Origin of the sequence: Vibrio agarilyticus, from assembly GCF_012641465.1 — a bacterium.
GTDB lineage: Bacteria > Pseudomonadota > Gammaproteobacteria > Enterobacterales > Vibrionaceae > Vibrio > Vibrio agarilyticus.
The window spans coordinates 26,261-48,528 of sequence record NZ_JABAIK010000018.1; the positions used below are offsets into that span (position 1 = coordinate 26,261).

Here is a 22,268-nt window from a genome sequence, read left to right on the forward strand (position 1 = left end):
TTGGCCGTTGCGCCCCATTTTATGTGCTTCAGATAATACCTATGTTGAAGAGTGTGGTCTGTGAAATAGAACGTTGAAAAGAGGTAAAGTTTTGCCAACATTTTACCGTTTTTGGCGCATAGAAAAGCCCGCATGACTGCGGGCTTGATTTCGGCTTTACTTTACTGACTGATTGGCGCTGCGCATTATTGCGTCATTGATTTTATTGCGTCCAACCGATGTCCCGTTGAGCGGGGTATCAGCTTATTTTGCTAGGTCGTCTGCGTGCTCAGAAAGAAACGCAGCCACACCATTTGGAGAGGCGTCCATACCGGCTTTGCCTTCTTCCCATTGCGCAGGGCAAACTTCACCATTTTTTTGGTGGAAGTTCAGTGCGTCAACCATACGTAGCATCTCATCGATGTTACGGCCAAGTGGAAGATCGTTAACCACTTGGTGGCGCACTAGGCCATCTTCGTCAATTAGGAATGAGCCGCGGAATGCAACGCCAGCTTCTGGATGCTCTACATCGTACGCTTTACAGATTTCATGTTTAACATCAGCAACCAGAGGGTATTTAACGTGACCAATACCGCCGTTTTCAACCGGCGTATTGCGCCATGCGTTGTGCGAGAATTGTGAATCAATCGAAACACCAATTACTTCTACACCTTTCGCTTTGAAATCGTCAAAGCGGTTATCAAAAGCAATGAGCTCAGATGGACATACGAATGTGAAATCAAGTGGGTAGAAGAAAACAACGGCTTTCTTACCTTTCGTAAACTCTGCAAAGTTGAAATTATCAACGATTTCACCATTACCAAGAACAGCTGCAGCAGTAAAATCAGGGGCTTGACGACCAACGAGTACCATTTTTTTGCTCCTAAATAAAATTATGAGTGCTAAATAAATGCTTAGCTTGATTCGGTCCATTTACGAACCGCCAAAAACTATAGTACAGAGTTTAGGGTGAAAAAAAGCGAATTAAATAGATTGAATTAATCGAAAAAAGCGATAATGATTCAGCTTGTTACCTCGCTCACAACCCTAACGTAAGGTATTTATATAACGATGAATAAATGGCCGAGTCTGAAACAGCTGCATTATTTGGTGACCCTTTTTGAAACTCGACATTTTAGTGAAGCTGCGGATCGCTGCTTTGTCAGTCAATCGACATTGAGTAAAGGCATTCAAAATCTAGAAGAGTTGATTGGTTGTCCGCTGTATGAAAAAAAGGACAAAAAAAGCCCATTAGTGTTTACCGAAGCGGGCGAAATGGTGGTGCAACAAGGCCGTCTATTGTTGGCGAAAGGGCAGGACTTGGTGGATATTGGCCGTTTGTGTCAGGGGAACGGTATGGAAGGGCGCATTCGATTGGGGTGCATTCCAACCATTGCGCCTTTTTTATTATGCTCTCTTGTGCAAGAGGTGAATCGACAATTTCCTCAATTAAACTTGTTGCTTCGAGAAGATACAACGAGCAACTTACTCACGGCGCTGCGCCACGGTGAGCTGGATGTATTAGTCTTGGCGCTGCCAGTTGAGATTGATGGATTAGCGAGCGTGGTTGTTGGGCAGGATCCGTTTAAAATGATCATTAGCCGCGATCAAGCCGATGGTATTTCAGTGCCGATCCGTTATGACGATTTACCGGATGAGTCGGTATTCTTGCTTGAGCGGGAACATTGTCTTACCGAACATGCCGTTTCGGCGTGCCGTTTGACGACAAAATCCAAAATTAATCCTTTCACGGCAACCAGTCTCCATACTCTAGTCCAAATGGTAGCCAACGGTCTGGGGACGACGTTTATACCCCAAATGGCGATTGACCATGGCCTCTTGAATAATCAAAACTTGCTGGTTATTGATCCGCCAGGTCAAAAGGCCTACCGTGATATTGGCTTGGTCTGGCGCTCCAGTTCAACCCGCTCCGCTATGATTGAACGGCTCGCATCTGTAATTAAAGAGCTGCTTTGACCCTTCTTGTTTGCCATAGTGAGTGCCTCTTTGAATGAGGCTCTCGTGTTCAACTCTAGTTTTACTATCTAATATTGAGTCTATTTTTGGATTTTTATTTTGCTGGTAATTTTTGACTAGTAAAATTTCACAAGAAACTTTGAGTGAAGGTTTCATAAATTCAAAAAACTACACACTGTCAAGTTCACAGGTCATTATCGCAATATCATTTTTTCTCAACGTAAAATACGTTTTCTTTATGCTCAATTTCAGCGGGTTAAAAATGGATGCGCTCAATTTGTCAAAACAGTAGCGGCATTACCATCATCTTCGCCATTGTCAGCTGTAACTTAATTACGTCATTTCGTTTATTGAAGCGCCGAAAAATGGTTTTTTGGCTGAACCGAATATTGCTTCGAATTGCGTTTTAGGTTGGATTTTCGCCGTCTTCTCCCTCTAGACTTGAGATGACTTAGCGACAGAAAATTAAGGTCACTTTTTTCGATTACGATGACCGATAAAGGCGCTGTGAGATTGATGATCGGCGATGACAGCGGCACGCAAATAAACAAGGAACGCTTATGACAGCCATGATGCCTGAAAAAACACCCGGTAACCACGCGACTTCGGCGGCAACTTTGACCATAGAAGCGCCGATGACCTCAGAGCAGCAGGCTATTTTTGAAGCGCCAGCGCAGGTTTTTTTGAATACTCTGTGCCAACATTTTGCTGCGCGAGTGCCACAGCTGTTGGAAGAACGCGTGCGTCGGCAACGCAAAATTGACGCCGGTGCTTTACCCGATCTCTTGCCACAAACGCAAGATATTCGCGAAGGGAGCTGGAAGATTCTAGGCGTTCCCGCCGACTTACAAGATCGGCGCGTTGAGATAACGGGCCCCACTGACAGAAAAATGGTGATCAATGCGCTAAATGCCAGAGTGAAAGTCTTTATGGCGGATTTTGAAGATTCGCTTGCACCGACATGGAATCGAGTACTTGATGGCCAAGTCAATTTACGCGATGCCGTTAATGGAACCATCGCATTTGAAGATGAAGCGCGAGGCAAAACGTACCAATTAGATCCCGATCCTGCTGTGCTTATTTGCCGCGTTCGTGGGTTGCATTTGCTTGAAAAGCACGTCCATTTTGACGGTATTGCCATTCCCGCAGCGCTGTTTGACTTTGCACTTTACTTTATTAACAACCACGTCGCACTGTTAAACAAAGGCAGTGGGCCGTATTTCTATCTGCCTAAATTGCAAAGTCATCAAGAAGCGCAGTGGTGGAGTGAGGTGTTTCACTTTACTGAGAGCTATTTTGGTCTCGAAACAGGCACGATTAAGGCGACGGTATTAATCGAAACGCTGCCAGCGGTGTTTGAAATGGATGAAATCCTGTTTGCTCTAAAGGAACATATTGTCGGCCTCAACTGTGGTCGTTGGGATTATATTTTCAGTTATATCAAAACATTAAAAGCCTATCCTGACCGAGTCTTACCCGATCGCCAAGTGGTCACTATGGATAAACCGTTTCTGAATGCCTATTCCCGTCTATTGGTGCGTACATGCCATCGCCGAGGCGCGTTTGCTATGGGGGGAATGGCCGCCTTTATTCCAAGCAAAGATGCTGATGAAAACACTCACGTACTTGCGAAAGTGCGCAACGACAAGTGGCTTGAAGCGCGCAATGGCCACGATGGTACTTGGGTGGCTCATCCGGGCTTAGCCGATACAGCGATGGCGGTCTTTGAAGAAGCTTTGGCTGGCGCGCCAAACCAGCTTAGTGAGCTTCGAAACGATGATGCGCCGATTGATGCCACTATGCTGCTGGCTCCTTGTGAAGGCCCGCGTACTGAGCAGGGAATGCGTCACAATATTCGAGTGGCGTTACGCTACATCGAAGCTTGGATTTCGGGTAACGGCTGCGTTCCTATTTATGGTCTGATGGAGGACGCCGCGACCGCAGAAATTTCACGCACCTCTATTTGGCAGTGGATTCAACACCAAAAAACCTTAGACAACGGACAAGTGGTGACCAACGAGCTGTTTTGCCACTACCTAGTTGAAGAAATTGAAGTGGTTAAACAGGAAGTTGGCGAGGCTTACTTTGCTGCGGGCCGATTTGCTGAAGCCGCGCAATTAATGACGCAACTGACGACCAGTGCGGAGCTCACCAACTTTCTTACAGAGCCTGGCTATGACTATTTGAGTTAGTGCCAAGCGGTTATACCCGTCCTACTTGAAGTTGCAGCGTTGTTGACTGGCGCTCGCAAACCTCATTACATAGCTCACCTATGCTCAGAGGCTTTGCTCGCTTGTCGCCTACCTGAATCTTCAAGTTGTTTGGGTATACAAAAAAATCGGTCGCGAGAAGACACATTAGGGTGCTTACGGTAGCGTTAGCGGTTCTGCCTGGGCGAAAAATAGGGCGCACTTATTTGATGTGCAGGAGATAGCCTGCTTCAACTTAGTGCATTACACCGAAGGGAGACACCATGTCACAGCCAACCCCATCACTGACTCGACAGCAGCAAATTGACGCTTTAGAACACGACTGGGCGACCAATCCTCGCTGGAAGCACGTTAAACGACCTTATACCGCGGAAGAGGTTGTATCACTGCGAGGCTCGTTTGTGGCCGAAAATACTGTGGCGCAACGCGGCGCCGATAAACTATGGCAACTGGTCAATGGCGATGCTAAAAAAGGGTATGTTAATTGCCTTGGCGCGCTGACCGGCGGTCAAGCGGTTCAGCAAGCTAAGGCTGGCATTGAGGCGATTTATTTGTCTGGCTGGCAGGTTGCTGCAGACAATAATACCGCATCAACGATGTACCCTGATCAGTCACTTTACCCGGTAGATTCTGTGCCTGCCGTTGTAAAACGGATCAACAACGCGTTTCGCCGCGCGGATCAAATTCAATGGTCAAACGGGGTGACACCAAGCGATGAACAAGGCGTGGATTACTACCTTCCTATTGTTGCTGATGCGGAAGCTGGATTTGGCGGTGTGCTCAATGCCTATGAGTTGATGAAAGCCATGATTGAAGCGGGGGCTTCAGGGGTTCATTTTGAAGATCAACTCGCCTCAGTGAAAAAGTGCGGTCATATGGGCGGGAAAGTGCTGGTGCCAACGCAAGAAGCGGTACAGAAGTTAGTTGCGGCGCGTCTTGCGGCCGATGTCGCAGGAACAACAACGCTAGTGATTGCTCGAACCGACGCAAATGCCGCTGACCTATTAACCTCCGATTGTGATCCCTACGATCAGGACTTTATTGTGGGTGAGCGTACGGCTGAGGGCTTTTATCGCGTGCGCGCTGGGATTGATCAAGCGATCTCTCGCGGCTTGGCTTACGCGCCTTATGCCGATTTAGTGTGGTGTGAGACCGCAACGCCGTGTTTGGAAGAGGCGCGTAAATTTGCTGAAGCCATTCATGCGGAGCATCCAGACCAACTGCTCGCTTATAACTGCTCACCGTCATTCAATTGGGAGAAAAACTTAGACGCTGAAACAATCGCTAAATTTCAGCAAGCATTGGCTGATATGGGCTATAAATATCAATTTATTACCTTGGCTGGGATTCATAACATGTGGTTCAACATGTTTGAGCTGGCTCATGCTTATGCGCAAGGAGAGGGAATGCGTCATTATGTTGAAAAAGTGCAGCGTCCTGAATTTGCCGCCGCAGAAAAAGGCTACACCTTTGTCGCGCATCAACAAGAAGTTGGCACGGGGTACTTTGATAAGATGACCAATATTATTCAAGGTGGAAACTCGTCAGTGACTGCATTGACAGGTTCAACCGAAGAAGATCAGTTTTAAGTCTGGCCACAGTGCCAAACGTGACCATCAATAATTAATGGTCGATAACGCTTTCCAATGTTGCCCTTTAAGGTTGTTTCACCTTCGCCCACTTGTCAGCCTTCGCAAGTGGGTGATTTTTTTTAGATAAGATTACACAGATGTGCCTGCCTCTGTGTCGACTTCCTCGGGTTCATTTTCTTCTTGCAGTTCAAGTAAATTGATAGCGATTGCGACAAAGTCACTGTCAGTAATAATGCCCACCAAGCGCCCTTTTTCGACCACCGGAAGACACCCAATTTTATGCTTTTGCATTTGTAAGGCGCTTTGACGTAATCCTGCTCGAGGATCTGCGGTGATAGTATTGGTATGCATAATTTCGTACAGCGGCGTGTTTTGAGTAAAGGAGTCATCCATTGAGTGATGGACAAGGCTTGAGTCTTGCGCCGCCAAAAGGTCACGCTGTGTCACCACACCAAGCAAATGCTGGTGGGCATCCACAATCGGAATATGCCGAATATGCAGCGCGGTCATCATATTTTTTGCATCGGCCAGAGTATGGTGGCGCAGCAGAGTATGCGGCGAGCGTGTCATTAAATCAGCCACTTTAATCATAATACCTCCGAGTTCAGCGAGTCTGATTTGACTATAGTTTGCCCAAGGCGAAATAACTGGGATCTCGCTCATTTTCATCAACAAAAGTCATGAGATCGCGACGGCAGTTTACTTTGTCGCTTGTGCAAAAAATATCACGATGAAGCCGTTCAATTTGGCTTGAGAGCGCGAAAGTGCAGATCGAACAATTTGACTAATATGGGGTCGTTTAAGCGCGGCGGGCATGGCGTGAGCTAGGCGATAATCATATGGGTTCGAAATTCTTACACTTGGAAACGCCGCACCACTTGCTATTGCAATGATGCGGCCTATACTAGCCGCTCGCTAAATTTTCATCCAGTCGGCGCGCTGGGCAACGAGACAAGAGCTGTATCATGCAACTATCTGACTTCCACTTCGAACTTCCGGATGAGCTTATTGCTCGCTATCCCCAAGCGGAGCGTACTGCGAGCCGTTTATTGCAACTTGATGGTAACAGTGGCGCGCTGACCGACAGCACGTTTAAAGCCGTGTTGGATTTGGTTCAACCGGGCGATCTTATGGTCTTTAACAACACTCGAGTGATCCCTGCGCGCATGTTTGGCCGCAAAGCCTCCGGTGGTAAACTGGAAGTTCTGGTTGAGCGCATGTTGGATGATAAACGTCTGCTGGCGCATGTCCGTTGTTCTAAATCCCCTAAACCGGGTAGCACGATTTTTCTTGGTGAACAGGACGAATTCTCTGCCGTAATGGTTGCACGCCATGATGCGTTATTTGAACTGGCGCTAGAAGGTGAAACCCCGGTACTGTCGGTTCTTGAGCAAATCGGTCACATGCCATTGCCGCCCTATATTGATCGCCCAGATGAAGAGGCTGACAAAGAGCGCTATCAGACTGTTTATAACCAAAAACCCGGCGCAGTGGCTGCGCCAACAGCGGGTTTGCATTTTGATGATGCGTTGTTGGAACAAATTCAAGCCAAAGGCGTCGAATTAGCGTATGTAACATTGCATGTCGGCGCAGGCACGTTTCAGCCCGTTAAGGTAGATAACATCCTTGAGCATCACATGCACGCAGAATACGTGGAAGTGAGCGACGATGTTGTCGCTGCAATTGCGGCAACACGTGCACGTGGTGGCCGAGTGATTGCGGTTGGAACGACCTCAGTACGCTCACTTGAAAGTGCTGCGCAACATGCGTTGAAGCAAGGCACGCCATTAGCGCCTTATTTTGATGATACTGAGATTTTCATTTATCCAGGATACGAGTATCAAGTGGTGGACGCGTTGATTACCAACTTCCATCTACCTGAATCTACGCTGATCATGCTCGTTAGCGCCTTTGCTGGTTACGAGCATACTATGGCCGCGTATCAGCACGCGGTGGCGAATCAATATCGCTTCTTCAGTTATGGTGATGCGATGTTCATTACCAAACAAACACAGTAAATCGGGGTTTGCCCCACAATTGAGTCAGACTGTTTCTCTGACACTTGGAGCTTTCATGAAACTGAAATTTGATTTGAAAAAGACCAACGGCAATGCACGCCGTGGTCAGCTTACGTTTGAACGTGGCACAGTACAGACACCAGCTTTTATGCCAGTAGGTACCTACGGCACAGTAAAAGGAATGACACCTGAAGAGGTGAAAGAGACGGGCGCTGAAATTTTGCTTGGCAATACGTTCCACCTGTGGCTGCGTCCTGGCCAAGAAGTGATGAAAATGCACGGTGATTTGCATGATTTCATGAACTGGCAAGGCCCTATCTTAACCGATTCTGGTGGTTTCCAGGTGTTCAGTCTTGGCGATATTCGTAAGATCACGGAAGAAGGTGTCCATTTCCGCAACCCGGTTAATGGCGATAAGATTTTCATGGACGCAGAAAAGTCGATGGAAATTCAAAAAGATCTCGGTTCAGACATCGTCATGATTTTTGACGAATGCACGCCATACCCAGCCACCCACGATGAAGCCAAAAAATCGATGGAAATGTCGTTGCGTTGGGCGCAGCGCTCTCGTGATCATTTTGATAAATTAGAAAATCCCAATAACTTGTTTGGTATTGTTCAAGGTGGTGTATACGAAGATTTGCGTGATGTGTCAGTGAAAGGTCTTACTGAGATTGGCTTTGACGGTTACGCTGTTGGCGGCTTAGCCGTCGGTGAGCCAAAAGAAGACATGCATCGCATCTTGGAACATACCTGTCCACAATTGCCAACGGATAAGCCACGTTACCTAATGGGTGTGGGCAAGCCAGAGGATTTAGTTGAGGGGGTACGTCGCGGTATTGACATGTTTGACTGTGTTATGCCAACGCGAAATGCGCGCAATGGACACCTCTTTGTGACCGGAGGTGTGATCAAGATCCGCAATGCGGTACATAAAACCGATACAACACCTCTCGATCCGCATTGTGACTGTTACACTTGCAAACACTATTCTAAGTCGTACTTACACCACTTAGATCGTTGTAATGAAATTTTGGGTGCTCGATTGAATACTATCCATAACTTGCGTTACTACCAACGCTTAATGGAAAGCATTCGTCGTGCTATTGATGAAGATCGTTTTGACCAGTTTGTGGAAGAGTTTTACGCGCGACGTAATCGTGAAGTACCGCCGCTGGGTCAAGATTCAAATTAATTTTTTGCGTCATTGGCGTGAAAATTGGGTGAACCTTGTGATTCTGTGACCTTTGTCGCTTGAAAAGTGACAAGGTTCCCCCCAAGTTTCAAGAATTATCAATACAAATAATAACGAGGATATTTCCATGTTTATTTCTCAGGCTCACGCTGCGGCAGAAGGCGCACAACCAGGTGGTGGTTTTGAAATGTTGATCATGCTTGGCATGTTCGCAGTGATTTTCTACTTTATGATTTACCGCCCACAGGCCAAGCGTGCTAAAGAGCACAAAAGTTTGATGGCTTCGATGGCAAAAGGTGATGAAGTTCTGACCAATGGCGGTCTTGTTGGCAAAATCACCAAAGTGTCGGAAGAGAATGATTACATCTCTATCGAACTTAATACCAACAACGAAGTTGTGATCAAAAAAGATTTCGTTACTGCCGTGCTACCTAAGGGCACAATGAAGTCTCTATAAAGACGGCTTAAGGATCCTCGCTGTGTTAAATCGATACCCGTTATGGAAGTACATAATGGTGATGCTTGTTATAGCTGTCGCCGCGCTGTATGCCCTTCCTAATATTTACGGTGAAGATCCAGCTATTCAAATCACAGGGGCGCGTGGCGCCTCTGTTGATATGGCCACGCTGGACGACGTCACTCAAGCGCTCAAAAAAGATAACCTTGCTTATAAGACCGCGGCCCTGGAAAACGGGACCATTCTTGTTCGTTTTAATGATACCGACACGCAGATCAGTGCGCGCGATGTGATCAGCGAAGCGTTAGGCAAAAACACCATCGTTGCGCTGAACTTAGCGCCAGCCACACCACATTGGTTGGAAACGATAGGTGCCTCTCCCATGAAACTCGGCCTTGACCTTCGCGGCGGTGTGCATTTCTTAATGGAAGTGGATATGGACGCGGCAATGGAAAAGTTGGTCGGCCAGCAAGAAGAAGCGTTTCGCACCGAGCTGCGTGAAGAGCGTTTACGCTATCGCGCGATTCGTCCGATTGGGCGTGATGGTGTTGAAGTTTTGATGCGTAACGCTGAGCAGTTAGCTCAAGCGCAAGCACTACTTGAAAAAAATCATCCAGACATGATTTTTACTGCAAGTGATGAGCCAGGACGTTTTGCTATCACTGCAATGTTTACCGAAGCTCGCTTGCAAGAAATTCGCAATTACGCCGTTGAGCAAAATATCACTATTTTGCGTAACCGCGTGAATGAGTTGGGTGTTGCTGAGCCGTTGGTACAGCGCCAAGGTGCGAATCGCATCGTGGTCGAATTACCGGGTGTGCAAGATACCGCTCGTGCAAAAGAGATTTTGGGTGCTACGGCAACACTTGAATTTCGCGAAGTTGATGATAAAGCGGATCTTGCGGCAGCCGCAAACGGTCGCGCGCCAGCGGGTAGCGAAATTAAACAAGATCGCGATGGTCGTCCTGTCGTACTTAAAAAACGTGTGATCTTAAGTGGTGCAAGCATTACTGATGCAAGTTCTAGCGTCGACGAGTATGGCCGCCCACAAGTTAACATCTCGCTTGATAGCGAAGGTGGCAACAAAATGTCGGCGTTTTCGAAAAAGAATATCGGTAAGCTCATGGCGACCGTATTTGCTGAGTACAAAGACAGTGGTCGCCGCAATGCTGACGGTAAAGTAATTCTGAGTAAGCACGAAGAAGTGATAAACCAAGCCACTATTCAGTCGGCTTTGGGACGCAACTTCCGCATTACTGGCATCGACTCCGCAGCAGAAGCGCATAACTTAGCGCTGCTATTGCGCGCTGGTGCACTGATTGCGCCAATCTCTATAGTAGAAGAGCGCACGATTGGTCCATCAATGGGCCAGCAAAATATCGACATGGGTATTCAAGCGTGTATTTGGGGTATGCTTGCGGTCATGCTGTTTGCCGTTGTTTATTACCGTAAGTTTGGTCTGATTGCTAACCTCGCATTAATGGCCAACCTTGTGCTGATTATCGGTATCATGTCGATGATTCCAGGGGCGACGATGACGCTACCTGGCATTGCCGGTATCGTATTAACGGTCGGTATGGCGGTCGATGCGAACGTGCTCATTTTCGAACGTATTCGAGAAGAGTTACGTGAAGGTCGCAACCCGCAACAAGCGATTCATCAAGGTTATGCCAACGCCTTTAGCACCATTGCTGATGCAAACATTACCACCTTGATCACGGCAATTATTTTGTTTGCGGTGGGAACCGGCGCAATCAAAGGCTTTGCAGTAACGCTGTCGATCGGTATTTTAACCTCGATGTTTACAGCGATTGTGGGTACACGTTGTGTGGTGAATTTTCTGTACGGCGGTAAACGCATCGATAAGTTGTCGATCTAAGGTTAGGTATCATTATGTTTCAGTTACTTAAAGCAGAAAAAACGATCGACTTTATGCGCTGGTCCAAGGCGGCCTTTGCACTATCGCTTATTGTGATTGCGGGTTCGATTTTTTCACTCTCAACCAAATGGTTGAACTGGGGGTTGGACTTCACCGGTGGGACTTTAATTGAAGTCGGTTTTGAAAAACCGGCTAATTTAGAGAACATTCGTGCAGCCCTTAAAGCCGAAGGCTTTGGTGATGCGACGGTGCAAAATTTTGGCTCCGCTCGTGATGTCATGGTGCGTTTACGCCCACGTGAAAATGTGGCAGGTGAACAACTTGGCGCGCAAATTATTGCGGCAATTAAGACCGGAACAGGTGAAGACGTTCAAATGCGTCGTATCGAGTTCGTCGGTCCAAACGTCGGAGATGAGCTTGCTGAGGCGGGTGGCCTTGCGATTTTGGTCGCGCTGATTTGTATCTTAATGTATGTCTCAATGCGTTTTGAGTGGCGTCTAGCCGCGGGTGCGGTTATGGCACTGGCTCATGACATCATTATCACGCTAGGGATATTCTCCATTTTACAAATTGAAGTGGACTTAACGATCGTCGCAGCCTTGTTGACGGTTGTTGGTTACTCACTCAACGATACCATCGTGGTTTTTGACCGTATTCGTGAAAACTTCCGCAAGATGCGTAAAGATGAGGCTCCTGAGGTACTCAATAGCGCCATTACACAAACGCTGAGCCGTACACTTATCACGTCGGCAACCACGCTGTTTGTGGTCATTGCTCTGTTCACTCAAGGTGGTGCGATGATCCACGGTTTTGCGCTGGCACTATTGCTTGGTATTACCGTTGGTACTTACTCATCAATTTACGTGGCATCAGCATTGTCACTTCACCTTGGTATCAAGCGTGAGCATTTGATGCCACCTCAAGTGGAAAAAGAAGGCGAAGAGCTCGATCAGCTGCCATAATCTTCATCAAAGTCAAAAAAGCTACTGCAAGTCAGTAGCTTTTTTTATTGGCGGCAACTCGATGAGGAGGTAAAGATGACCCATCATAATGCGCATTCGCGTTTGGCCTTGGTCATGATTGATATTCAAAATGGTGTGTTGAGTTTACCTTTGGCGCACGATCCCGATCATTTGGTGCAAAGAGCGGCGCAGCTTGTTTCACTCTTTCATCATAATGAGTTACCTGTTGTTGCCGTGAATGTGGCAGGGCGGCCTTCAGGTCGTACCGATCAGGTTCAGGCTCATGTTGATATGAGTGGTCGTTGGAGTGAGTTGGACTCACGCTTGCCTTTGAAGGCTGATGATATCTATGTGACCAAGCATTGCTGGGGTGCATTTACTCAATCGACGCTCCATCAGCAGTTGCAATTCGCCGGAGTGAATCAAATTGCACTGGTAGGTGTTTCGACCAGCATTGGGGTTGAGAGTACGGCAAGGCAAGCGTTTGATCTTGGCTATAACGTACTTTGTTTAACCGATGTGATGACCGATGTGCATCTTGATAATCACCTCTACAGTTGTGAGCATATTTTCCCGCGTTTGGGTGAAGTCATAGAGAGTGCGACCTTAATCAGCCAAATGAATTAAATGGATATAAAAAAAGCCTGCTTTGATAGCAGGCTGTCATATACCCTTTCCACTTGAAGTTGCAGCGTTGTTGGCGGGCTCTCACAAACCTCATCACATAGTCTGTCTATGTTCACGAAGTGCTCAGAGGCTTTGCTCGTTTGCCGCTTACCTGTATCTTTAATTGGTTTGGGTATAGGTAGTTTGAGCTTATCGCTTAGTGAGCGGCAATTATTTTAGAATCGCAGCGTTACCGTTTTCACGGATATGTTTAAGAATGATCTTAACGCCACGCGCACTTGATGCCACCACGTTACCAGATTGCATGTAATCCACGCCACCGGCAAAGTCAGTGACGATAGCGCCAGCTTCGCGAGCAATCAATTCACCTGCTGCGGTATCCCAAGGCTTTAGACCAAGCTCAAAGAAACCGTCAACACGGCCAGCGGCCACGTAGCAAAGGTCTAATGCCGCTGAACCAGTGCGGCGGAAGTCGGCCACATCAACAAACAATGCACTTAGAATTTTTAGGTAAGATTCTGAATGTTGCTTTTGCTTGTACGGGAAACCCGTTGCCAGTACCGCACCATTAAGATCTTTTGGTTGTGGAATTCGAATACGGGCGCTGTTGAGTTGCGCGCCAGAGCCACGTTGAGCGGTGAAAAGCTCATTAAGCATTGGATCGTAAACACAGGCAACTTCAGTACGGCCTTTAATGCGAACCGCAATAGAGACAGAAAAATGAGGTAAACCTTTTACGAAGTTGGTCGTGCCATCCAGTGGGTCGATGATCCATTGAACGTCCTTATCTTTACCATTGATAAGGCCTTTCTCTTCAGCAACGATACAGTGCTCTGGATAAGAGTTCTTAATTGTATCGATGATGATCGCTTCAGCTTCTTTGTCGACGTTAGTCACAAAGTCATTAGTGCCTTTTTGTGACGATTCAATTTTGTCAGCGTGTTCAAGCGATTTAGCAATATGATTACCTGCTTTTCGCGCAGCGCGAATAGCAATGTTTAGCATTGGATGCATACGAATTTCCCAACGGATGTTAAAGAACGATAGAAAGCGGCGCGCAGTATACCAAAGCGTAGCAAAAAAGGAAGTGGGTATTTTTTAAGCGGCCCTGAGTAGGGAGTGAGGGGAGCCCTGTCATACTAGGGTTCAATGATTTTGTATGGTATTATTTGTCGGTTTTTTACTTACATTTGGGCGGTTATGTTAGATCAGGTCAAAATCATTCTTGTTGGCACATCCCACTCGGGCAATATTGGCTCTGCAGCGCGGGCGATGAAGGTGATGGGTATTGAACATTTGGTCCTGGTTGATCCGCAATGTGAGGTTGACGCTCAAGCCATTGCGATGGCCTCAGGGGCTTCGGATATTGCACTAAATGCCACGACGGTAGCAACGCTTGACGAAGCAGTTGAAGATTGCACCTTGGTTGTCGGCTCTAGCGCTCGCTCGCGCACGTTAGAGTGGCCTATGCTCACCCCAAGAGAATGTGGTGCGAAGTTTGCCAAAGAAGGGTTGCAAAACAAAGTGGCACTCGTTTTTGGTCGTGAACGTACTGGTTTAACCAATGATGAGTTGCAAAAATGCCACTATCACGTTTGCATTCCAGCCAATCCAGAGTATAGCTCACTCAACTTAGCCATGGCAGTGCAAACTTTGTGTTATGAAGTGCGAGTGGCTCATCTCGAGCAGGAGCAAGCGCATTTTCATGCCGATGTAGAAACCGAGTACCCGCGTCATCAGGAACTTGAACGCTTTTATCACCATTTAGAAACGGTATTGCTTGAAACTCAGTTTATTAAGCCAGAGCAACCAGGCCAGGTAATGAATAAATTGAGACGTTTATTCAGCCGCGCTCGTCCTGAAGCGCAAGAGTTGAATATTTTACGTGGCGTGCTGACGGCAGTGGAAAAGCGATTTCGTCATTCCAAATGATGTGTTAATGACCTTGTCATAAGAAGGGATGAATACCTGACTAAAGTGGTCAAATAAAAACTTGACCATTTTAGTCGGTTATGGAAAAATCGTAACCATTACATAACAGTGTGGGTACGGTGACATGAAATTAACATCTAAAGGAAGATATGCAGTGACAGCAATGCTAGATGTTGCGCTGCATTCACAACAAACTCCTGTTCCGTTGGCAGATATTTCGGAAAGGCAAGGCATTTCACTATCTTATCTTGAGCAGTTGTTCTCTAAATTGCGTAAAGCGGGTTTGGTAGCGAGTGTACGCGGCCCAGGCGGTGGTTATCGTCTCGGCGCTGAGCCACATCAGATCGCGATTGGTACGGTGATTGCAGCCGTTGACGAATCGGTTGATGCGACCAAATGCCATGGGAAAGGGGATTGTCAGGGTGGCACTCGCTGTTTGACCCACACGTTATGGCGCGATTTGAGCGCACGTATTAGCGAATTTTTGAACAACATTACACTGGGCCAATTAATGAGTGATAATGAGGTTCTTGAGATTTCCGATCGTCAAGACTTTGACTTGGCACTAAGCCATGGGTTGGCAAATAAAAAACTCAGCACCGCACCCATCGGTGTAAATGTCCGCTCTTAATGAGTGGTCCGCTGTAGACATTGGAGTAGAGAATGAAACTGCCTATTTATCTAGATTATTCGGCAACCTGTCCTGTTGATCCTCGTGTGGCTGAGAAAATGATCCAGTGCATGACGATGGAGGGGACCTTTGGTAACCCTGCCTCACGTTCGCACCGTTACGGTTGGCAAGCTGAAGAAGCGGTCGATACCGCACGCGAGCAAATTGCGGATCTGTTAAATGCTGACCCTCGAGAGATTGTTTTTACCTCCGGTGCAACTGAGTCGGATAACTTAGCCATTAAAGGCGCTGCGCATTTTTACGCAAAGAAAGGTAAGCACGTTATTACATGCAAAACCGAGCATAAGGCTGTGTTGGACCCATGCCGCCAACTTGAGCGTGAAGGGTACGAAGTGACTTACCTTGAACCGGAATCAAACGGTATTATTGATCTGGCTAAGTTGGCCGCTGCGATGCGCGACGACACTGTCTTAGTATCGATTATGCACGTTAACAACGAGATTGGCGTGGTTCAAGACATCGCCGCCATTGGTGAAATGTGTCGTGAACGCAAGATTATCTTCCATGTTGATGCGGCGCAATCTGCGGGTAAACTGCCTATCGACGTTCAAGAGATGAAAGTGGACTTAATTTCGCTATCCGCCCATAAGGCCTATGGTCCGAAAGGTATTGGTGCTCTGTACGTTCGACGCAAACCGCGTATTCGCCTAGAAGCACAAATGCACGGTGGTGGCCATGAACGCGGCTTCCGCTCAGGGACATTGGCGACGCACCAAATCGTGGGTATGGGTGAGGCGTTCCGCATTGCAAAAGAAGAGATGGATCAAGATTACGCTCATGCTTTGACATTACGTAATCGACTGCTCGATGGCATTCGCGACCTTGAAGCTGTAACGGTGAATGGCGATCTAGAGCAGCGCGTTCCACATAATCTCAATGTGAGCTTTGCCTTTGTTGAGGGTGAGTCGTTATTGATGTCACTGAAAGATCTCGCCGTATCATCGGGAAGTGCTTGTACTTCTGCAAGTCTTGAGCCTTCTTATGTATTACGAGCGTTGGGCCTTAATGACGAGTTGGCACACAGTTCGGTGCGTTTTTCATTTGGTCGCTTTACGACAGAAGAAGAAATTGACTACGCCGTTGCACAAATCCGTACAGCGGTGAATAAATTGCGCGATATGTCGCCACTTTGGGACATGTACAAAGAGGGTATCGACCTGAACACGGTTGAGTGGGCGCATCACTAATTATGACCCCTACTGACATAAAAATCAGTGGGATGAAGTCAAGGATTCGAGGTAACTATCATGGCATACAGCGACAAAGTAATTGATCATTATGAGAACCCACGTAACGTTGGTTCATTTGATAAAGAAGACCCTTCCGTGGGCAGTGGTATGGTGGGCGCTCCCGCCTGTGGTGATGTGATGAAGCTGCAGATCAAGGTAACGCCAGAAGGCATTATTGAAGATGCAAAATTCAAAACATATGGCTGCGGCAGTGCTATTGCGTCTAGCTCACTTGTAACGGAATGGGTAAAAGGCAAGTCGATTGACGAAGCAGCAGCAATTAAAAATGCTGAGATTGCTGAAGAGCTTGAATTACCACCAGTCAAAGTGCACTGCTCTATTTTGGCGGAAGACGCCATTAAAGCTGCGGTCGCAGATTATAAGAAAAAACATCAACAATAAGCATTGAACGTTGCGTGATCACTGGTGTGGTCACCGACGCTCAGCCCATCGCTTTACTAAGAGAACATAGGTGCAGTATGGCCATTACACTAACCGAAACCGCAGCAACTCGCGTAAGAACCTTTCTTGAGAATCGAGGCAAAGGCGTCGGCTTGCGTCTGGGGGTGAAAACCACCGGTTGTAGCGGCATGGCTTATGTGCTCGAATTTGTCGACGAATTAAATGATGAAGATGAAGTTTTTGAAGATCATGGTGTTAAAGTCATTATTGATAAGAAGAGCTTGGTCTACCTTGATGGCACTCAACTTGACTATGTCAAAGAAGGGCTCAATGAGGGGTTTGAATTTAATAATCCGAACTCAAAAGGCGAGTGTGGCTGTGGCGAAAGTTTTAACGTTTAATCGATGATGGCTGCGCAGTCGCGCAGCACATTAGGATGGTGTGTGATGAACCATTTTGAATTATTTGGGCTACCAACTCAGTTTGCGCTGGATGGTAGCCTTCTTTCTTCTCAGTTTCGCGCGTTACAAAAGCGTTTTCACCCAGATAATTTTGCCGCTGCATCAGAGCGTGACCGTTTAATGGCGGTGCAAAAAGCTGCGCAAATTAACGACGCTTATCAAACGCTAAAACAGCCGCTGTCGCGTGGTGAATATCTTTTGAGCTTAAATAATGTTGAGTTGCGTGGTGAGCAGCAAACCTTACAAGATCCGATGTTTCTCATGCAGCAAATGGAGCTGCGTGAAGAATTGGAAAACTTGGCCCAGCGCACTGATGTGGAAGATTTGTTGTTTGACTTTGATAGTAAAGTCAACAAAATGTATCAAATTGAATTAGCAGCACTCGAGCAAGAATTGAATCAAACATTATGGCTTGAGGCGGCAGATCGGATTCGAAAATTGAAATTTATTGTTAAATTGCAACACGAAATCGAATTGGTCGAAGACACGTTAGAAAGATAAAAAGAACTATACCCAAACAACTTGGAGATGCAGGTCGGCGGCAAACGAGCAACGCCTCAGAGCATAGGTAGTTTATGTAATGAGGCTGGTGAGAGCCAGCCCCCTAATTTTTTAAAGAAAAGCGCTGCAGCTTCAAGTCGAACAGGTATAGGTAACAAGGATTCAGCATGGCATTACTTCAAATAGCAGAGCCGGGACAAAGCTCAGCGCCTCATCAACATAAATTAGCAGCTGGGATAGACCTTGGTACCACCAATTCATTGGTCGCAACCGTTCGCAGCGGTCAGGTCGCAACCCTAAATGATGACAAAAATCGCGCGATTTTACCTTCAGTGGTGAATTATGCTGGCGATCACGCTATCGTTGGCGCTGACGCAATGGCTCGCGCGGAAAAAGAACCTCATCAGACGATCATCTCAGTAAAGCGGCTTCTCGGTCGAAGCCTGACTGATATTCAAACCCGTTACCCTTCTCTCCCTTATCGTTTTATTGCTAGCGACAATGGCTTGCCCCAGATCGAAACCCGCCAGGGGAATAAAAATCCAGTTGAAGTTTCGGCTGACATTTTGCGCGAGCTGGGTGCTCGAGCAGAGCAAGCTCTCGGTGGTGAGTTGGCGGGTGTTGTGATCACCGTGCCGGCTTATTTTGATGATGCGCAACGCGCAGGCACCAAAGACGCCGCCAAATTGGCGGGTTTGCATGTGTTACGTTTGCTTAATGAGCCGACTGCAGCGGCAATCGCTTATGGGCTGGATTCGGGACAAGAAGGCGTTATTGCGGTATACGACCTCGGTGGAGGGACGTTTGATATCTCAATCTTACGATTATCGCGAGGCGTGTTTGAAGTGCTCGCCACTGGTGGTGATTCAGCGCTTGGCGGCGATGATTTTGACCATTTATTGGCCGAGCATCTGCATCAACAAATCGGTACTGAAGGCACGCTTAGTGCAGAGCAAAATCGCGCGCTATTAAATGAAGCGACTCGGGTTAAAATCGCGCTGTCAAACCATGATCAAGTTGGGGTTGATGTTCTAGGGTGGCAGGGCCATGTGACTCGAGCTCAATTTGAAGCATTGATCCAGCCATTAGTGAAAAAAACCTTACAATCATGCCGTCGCGCTCTAAAAGACGCCGCAGTAGCGGCCGATGACGTCATGGAAGTGGTGATGGTCGGTGGCTCGACTCGTACCCAACTTGTGCGCGAGATGGTCGGTGACTTTTTTGGTCGAACGCCCCTCACTAGCATTAACCCTGATGAAGTTGTTGCGCTTGGCGCAGGCATTCAAGCAGACATTTTGGTCGGCAATAAACCTGACAGTGAAATGTTGCTTCTTGATGTGATCCCGTTGTCGCTGGGTATTGAAACCATGGGAGGACTGGTTGAAAAAATCATTCCTCGCAACACCACCATTCCCGTGGCACGCGCTCAAGAGTTCACCACTTTTAAAGATGGGCAAACCGCCATGAGCGTGCATGTGGTTCAAGGTGAGCGTGAAATGGTGAATGATTGCCGTTCATTAGCACGCTTCTCGCTCAAAGGCATTCCTCCAATGGCCGCTGGCGCCGCTCATATTCGCGTGACTTATCAGGTGGATGCTGATGGCTTATTGTCTGTGACGGCGATGGAAAAAAGCACCGGGGTGCAATCTGAAATCCAAGTTAAACCCTCGTATGGTTTAAGTGATGATGAAGTCGCCAACATGCTGAAAGACTCGATGACGTTTGCTAAGGAAGATATGGATGCACGTGCGTTGGCAGAGCAACGTGTTGAGGCGGATCGAGTGATCGAAGGGCTGCTCGCAGCAATGCAGGCCGATGGCGATGAACTGCTCGATGATGCAGAGCGGGCGGCACTGCTTTTAGCCATAGAGTCACTCATTCAGCTTCGTAATGGCGATAACGCGAATGCGATAGAAGCGGGTATCAAAGCGACGGATAACGCGAGCCAAGAATTTGCGTCACGCCGTATGGACAAATCAATTCGTGCTGCACTGGCTGGCCAGTCAGTGGATGACCTTTAAGAGAAAGTATTATGCCTAAGATAATTGTATTACCCCATGATGATCTGTGTCCGGAAGGGGCGGTATTAGAGGCCCAGACTGGTGAAACGGTACTCGATGTTGCGTTAAAAAATGGCATCGGTATCGAGCATGCCTGTGAAAAATCCTGTGCTTGTACCACATGCCATGTGATTATTCGCGAAGGATTCGATTCGCTGGAAGAGAGTGAAGAGCTTGAAGATGACATGCTGGATAAAGCATGGGGTCTGGAACCTGAATCGCGTCTTGGATGTCAAGCCAAAGTGGCAGATGAAGATTTGGTGGTAGAAATTCCGCGTTACACGCTCAACCACGCTTCAGAAGATCATTAAGTCAACGTCGATTGCAGCAAACTTGGCGTTGCAATCGACCCAGCACGAGTACACACTGAATTCAGATTGAACCTCAAGGAAAAGGAGCTGTGCAATGTTGAAATGGACCGACTCACGCGAGATTGCGATTGAGCTGTGCGATAAATATCCGGATACGGATCCGCAAACGGTACGGTTTACTGATCTTCATTCGTGGATCATGGCATTAGATGATTTTGAAGATGATCCCAATCACTCCAATGAAAAAATTCTGGAAGCAGTCATTTTGTGTTGGATAGACGAACGCGACTAAACCAAACATGTGATTTGAATAAGTTAACGGACCTGAGTGTCCGTTTTTTTATTCCATTGACAAATGAACTATACCTAATGCTAACATCAGAACATTGTCTATACCTAAGTGACCTTATCTTGTAAAAAAGAGTCGATACTATCGAGGTCATTGTAACTATTCACACTGCATTTTGGGCAAGGAGAAACCATGTCGACAGTGATGCCAGTATTTTTAAGTGACAAGGCTGCGGCAAGCCAGTGGGGAGACGCCGCTCTGCTCTCCTTTACCGAACATGGCGCGACCGTACATATCAAACTCGAGAACGCGCTAGATCAGATCCAAATAGCTGCGCGAAAATTAGACAATCAAGGTGTTAGTGCTGTCGCACTGAGCGGTGATGGTTGGGACTTAGAACGAATTTGGGCTTTTTATCAAGGCTACCGCTCGCCAAAGAAACAGAATCAAATGGCGTGGCCTGCGCTTGAGGATTCAGCCCAGCGAGAATTGAACGGCCGAATTCAAGCGACCGATTTCACGCGCGATATCATTAATAAACCAGCAGAAGAAGTGGCACCGCGTCAACTCGCGACTATGGCTGCGGAATTTATTAAATCCATCGCACCTGAAGGGACAGTGACCACACGGATCGTGAAAGATAAAGATCTGCTCGCGGAAGGTTGGGCTGGCATATTTGCTGTAGGGCGCGGCTCTGAACGCACCTCGGCAATGCTGCAACTAGATTTTAACCCAACGGGAGACAGTGACGCTCCAGTTTATGCCTGTATCGTCGGCAAAGGGATCACATTTGATTCGGGTGGTTACAGTTTGAAGCCGTCCAATTTTATGACATCAATGAAAGCGGATATGGGTGGCGCGGCATTGGCAACCGGTGGTTTGGCATTGGCAATTATGCGTGGCCTAAACAAACGCGTGAAATTGGTATTGTGCTGCGCGGAAAATATGATCTCTGGTCGCGCGCTCAAGCTTGGTGACATTATTACTTACAAAAATGGCAAAACCGTTGAAGTAATGAACACCGATGCGGAAGGGCGTCTTGTGCTTGCCGATGGTTTGATTTATGCCGAGGAGCAGCAGCCTCAACTGATCATCGATTGTGCCACACTCACTGGCGCGGCAAAACACGCTCTAGGAAACGATTATCACGCTTTGCTCAGTTTTGATGATGAGCTGGCACACAGAGCGTTAACTGCAGCCAAAGAAGAGCATGAAGGTTTATGGCCTTTGCCATTGGCTGAGTTCCATCGTGAGATGTTACCGTCCAATTTTGCCGACCTTTCGAACATCAGTTCCGGTGAATATTCACCAGGGGCAAGTACCGCGGCCGCCTTTTTGTCGTATTTTGTGCGCAATTACCACAAAGGCTGGGTACACCTTGACTGCGCGGGTACATATCGCAAAGCGGCTTCGGATAAATGGGCTGCGGGTGCCACCGGAATGGGAGTGCGCACTTTAGCGCGTTTATTAACAAATGAAGTAAAATAAACGCCAAT

General features: G+C 47.3%; 22 protein-coding genes. 19 read left to right on the forward strand and 3 right to left on the reverse strand.

The genetic code is table 11. The features are described 5' to 3' along the window. Positions 1-243: 243 nt before the first annotated feature. The gene (locus tag HGP28_RS15380) at positions 244-852 is read right to left on the reverse strand and encodes a peroxiredoxin C (RefSeq protein ID WP_168837357.1); all 609 of its coding nucleotides are present in this window, start codon (positions 850-852) and stop codon (positions 244-246) included. Between the two features lie 198 nt (positions 853-1,050). Here HGP28_RS15380 and HGP28_RS15385 point away from each other — a divergent pair, with 198 nt between their 5' ends. The 3 genes from HGP28_RS15385 to aceA all read left to right on the forward strand — a co-directional run bounded on the left by HGP28_RS15385 (position 1,051) and on the right by aceA (position 5,755). Beyond that, complete coding sequence (locus HGP28_RS15385) at positions 1,051-1,956, forward strand: hydrogen peroxide-inducible genes activator (RefSeq protein WP_168837358.1); 906 nt, start codon at positions 1,051-1,053, stop codon at positions 1,954-1,956. 635 nt (positions 1,957-2,591) lie between these two features. Beyond that, positions 2,592-4,148 (forward strand): malate synthase A, encoded by a 1,557-nt coding sequence (gene aceB / locus HGP28_RS15390; RefSeq protein WP_439333866.1) that lies wholly within the window; start codon positions 2,592-2,594, stop codon positions 4,146-4,148. A gap of 281 nt (positions 4,149-4,429) precedes the next feature. Then, positions 4,430-5,755: an isocitrate lyase gene (gene aceA, locus HGP28_RS15395; protein WP_168837360.1), complete on the forward strand. Its 1,326-nt coding sequence runs from the start codon at positions 4,430-4,432 to the stop codon at positions 5,753-5,755. Positions 5,756-5,887: 132 nt separating this feature from the next. Here aceA and HGP28_RS15400 read toward each other — a convergent pair whose 3' ends face one another. Next, a complete protein-coding gene (locus HGP28_RS15400) occupies positions 5,888-6,349 on the reverse strand; it encodes a CBS domain-containing protein (RefSeq protein WP_168837361.1) in 462 nt (153 codons plus the stop codon). Positions 6,350-6,723: 374 nt separating this feature from the next. On the opposite strand from HGP28_RS15400, the gene queA reads away from it, so the two are divergent. The 6 genes from queA (at position 6,724) to HGP28_RS15430 (ending at position 12,896) form a co-directional block, all read left to right on the forward strand. Further along, complete coding sequence (gene queA, locus HGP28_RS15405) at positions 6,724-7,776, forward strand: tRNA preQ1(34) S-adenosylmethionine ribosyltransferase-isomerase QueA (protein WP_168837362.1); 1,053 nt, start codon at positions 6,724-6,726, stop codon at positions 7,774-7,776. 55 nt (positions 7,777-7,831) lie between these two features. Next, positions 7,832-8,971, forward strand: a complete 1,140-nt coding sequence (tgt, locus tag HGP28_RS15410; RefSeq protein ID WP_168837363.1) for a tRNA guanosine(34) transglycosylase Tgt — start codon at positions 7,832-7,834, stop codon at positions 8,969-8,971. 127 nt (positions 8,972-9,098) lie between these two features. Further along, entirely contained in the window at positions 9,099-9,428 is a 330-nt protein-coding gene (gene yajC, locus HGP28_RS15415; RefSeq protein ID WP_168837364.1) for a preprotein translocase subunit YajC, read from the forward strand. Between the two features lie 22 nt (positions 9,429-9,450). Further along, on the forward strand, positions 9,451-11,307 hold the full coding sequence (secD, locus tag HGP28_RS15420) for a protein translocase subunit SecD (protein ID WP_168837365.1): 1,857 nt from the start codon (positions 9,451-9,453) through the stop codon (positions 11,305-11,307). Between the two features lie 14 nt (positions 11,308-11,321). Continuing rightward, entirely contained in the window at positions 11,322-12,269 is a 948-nt protein-coding gene (secF, locus tag HGP28_RS15425; RefSeq protein WP_168837366.1) for a protein translocase subunit SecF, read from the forward strand. A 75-nt stretch (positions 12,270-12,344) separates the two neighbouring features. After that, positions 12,345-12,896: an isochorismatase family protein gene (locus HGP28_RS15430; RefSeq protein WP_168837367.1), complete on the forward strand. Its 552-nt coding sequence runs from the start codon at positions 12,345-12,347 to the stop codon at positions 12,894-12,896. A gap of 210 nt (positions 12,897-13,106) precedes the next feature. Here the strand turns inward: HGP28_RS15430 and suhB are convergent, their stop codons facing one another. Next, positions 13,107-13,910 carry an inositol-1-monophosphatase gene (gene suhB, locus HGP28_RS15435; protein ID WP_168837368.1) on the reverse strand — a complete coding sequence of 268 codons (804 nt, stop codon included), beginning with the start codon at positions 13,908-13,910 and terminating at the stop codon, positions 13,107-13,109. 186 nt (positions 13,911-14,096) lie between these two features. On the opposite strand from suhB, the gene trmJ reads away from it, so the two are divergent. The 10 genes from trmJ (at position 14,097) to pepB (ending at position 22,260) form a co-directional block, all read left to right on the forward strand. Then, positions 14,097-14,828 carry a tRNA (cytosine(32)/uridine(32)-2'-O)-methyltransferase TrmJ gene (trmJ, locus tag HGP28_RS15440; RefSeq protein WP_168837369.1) on the forward strand — a complete coding sequence of 244 codons (732 nt, stop codon included), beginning with the start codon at positions 14,097-14,099 and terminating at the stop codon, positions 14,826-14,828. A gap of 124 nt (positions 14,829-14,952) precedes the next feature. Beyond that, positions 14,953-15,459 carry a Fe-S cluster assembly transcriptional regulator IscR gene (gene iscR, locus HGP28_RS15445; RefSeq protein ID WP_168837370.1) on the forward strand — a complete coding sequence of 169 codons (507 nt, stop codon included), beginning with the start codon at positions 14,953-14,955 and terminating at the stop codon, positions 15,457-15,459. Positions 15,460-15,491: 32 nt separating this feature from the next. After that, on the forward strand, positions 15,492-16,706 hold the full coding sequence (locus tag HGP28_RS15450; RefSeq protein ID WP_168837371.1) for an IscS subfamily cysteine desulfurase: 1,215 nt from the start codon (positions 15,492-15,494) through the stop codon (positions 16,704-16,706). A gap of 60 nt (positions 16,707-16,766) precedes the next feature. Further along, a complete protein-coding gene (iscU, locus tag HGP28_RS15455) occupies positions 16,767-17,150 on the forward strand; it encodes a Fe-S cluster assembly scaffold IscU (RefSeq protein ID WP_168837372.1) in 384 nt (127 codons plus the stop codon). Between the two features lie 77 nt (positions 17,151-17,227). Beyond that, positions 17,228-17,551 carry an iron-sulfur cluster assembly protein IscA gene (gene iscA, locus HGP28_RS15460; RefSeq protein WP_168837373.1) on the forward strand — a complete coding sequence of 108 codons (324 nt, stop codon included), beginning with the start codon at positions 17,228-17,230 and terminating at the stop codon, positions 17,549-17,551. A 45-nt stretch (positions 17,552-17,596) separates the two neighbouring features. Further along, positions 17,597-18,112, forward strand: a complete 516-nt coding sequence (gene hscB, locus HGP28_RS15465) for a co-chaperone HscB (protein ID WP_168837374.1) — start codon at positions 17,597-17,599, stop codon at positions 18,110-18,112. A 167-nt stretch (positions 18,113-18,279) separates the two neighbouring features. Next, positions 18,280-20,133 (forward strand): Fe-S protein assembly chaperone HscA, encoded by a 1,854-nt coding sequence (hscA, locus tag HGP28_RS15470; protein WP_168837375.1) that lies wholly within the window; start codon positions 18,280-18,282, stop codon positions 20,131-20,133. 11 nt (positions 20,134-20,144) lie between these two features. Next, complete coding sequence (fdx, locus tag HGP28_RS15475) at positions 20,145-20,483, forward strand: ISC system 2Fe-2S type ferredoxin (RefSeq protein ID WP_168837376.1); 339 nt, start codon at positions 20,145-20,147, stop codon at positions 20,481-20,483. Between the two features lie 97 nt (positions 20,484-20,580). Then, the gene (gene iscX / locus HGP28_RS15480; protein WP_211092029.1) at positions 20,581-20,775 is read left to right on the forward strand and encodes a Fe-S cluster assembly protein IscX; all 195 of its coding nucleotides are present in this window, start codon (positions 20,581-20,583) and stop codon (positions 20,773-20,775) included. A gap of 189 nt (positions 20,776-20,964) precedes the next feature. Then, complete coding sequence (gene pepB, locus HGP28_RS15485; RefSeq protein WP_168837378.1) at positions 20,965-22,260, forward strand: aminopeptidase PepB; 1,296 nt, start codon at positions 20,965-20,967, stop codon at positions 22,258-22,260. The last annotated feature ends 8 nt before the right edge of the window (positions 22,261-22,268 follow it).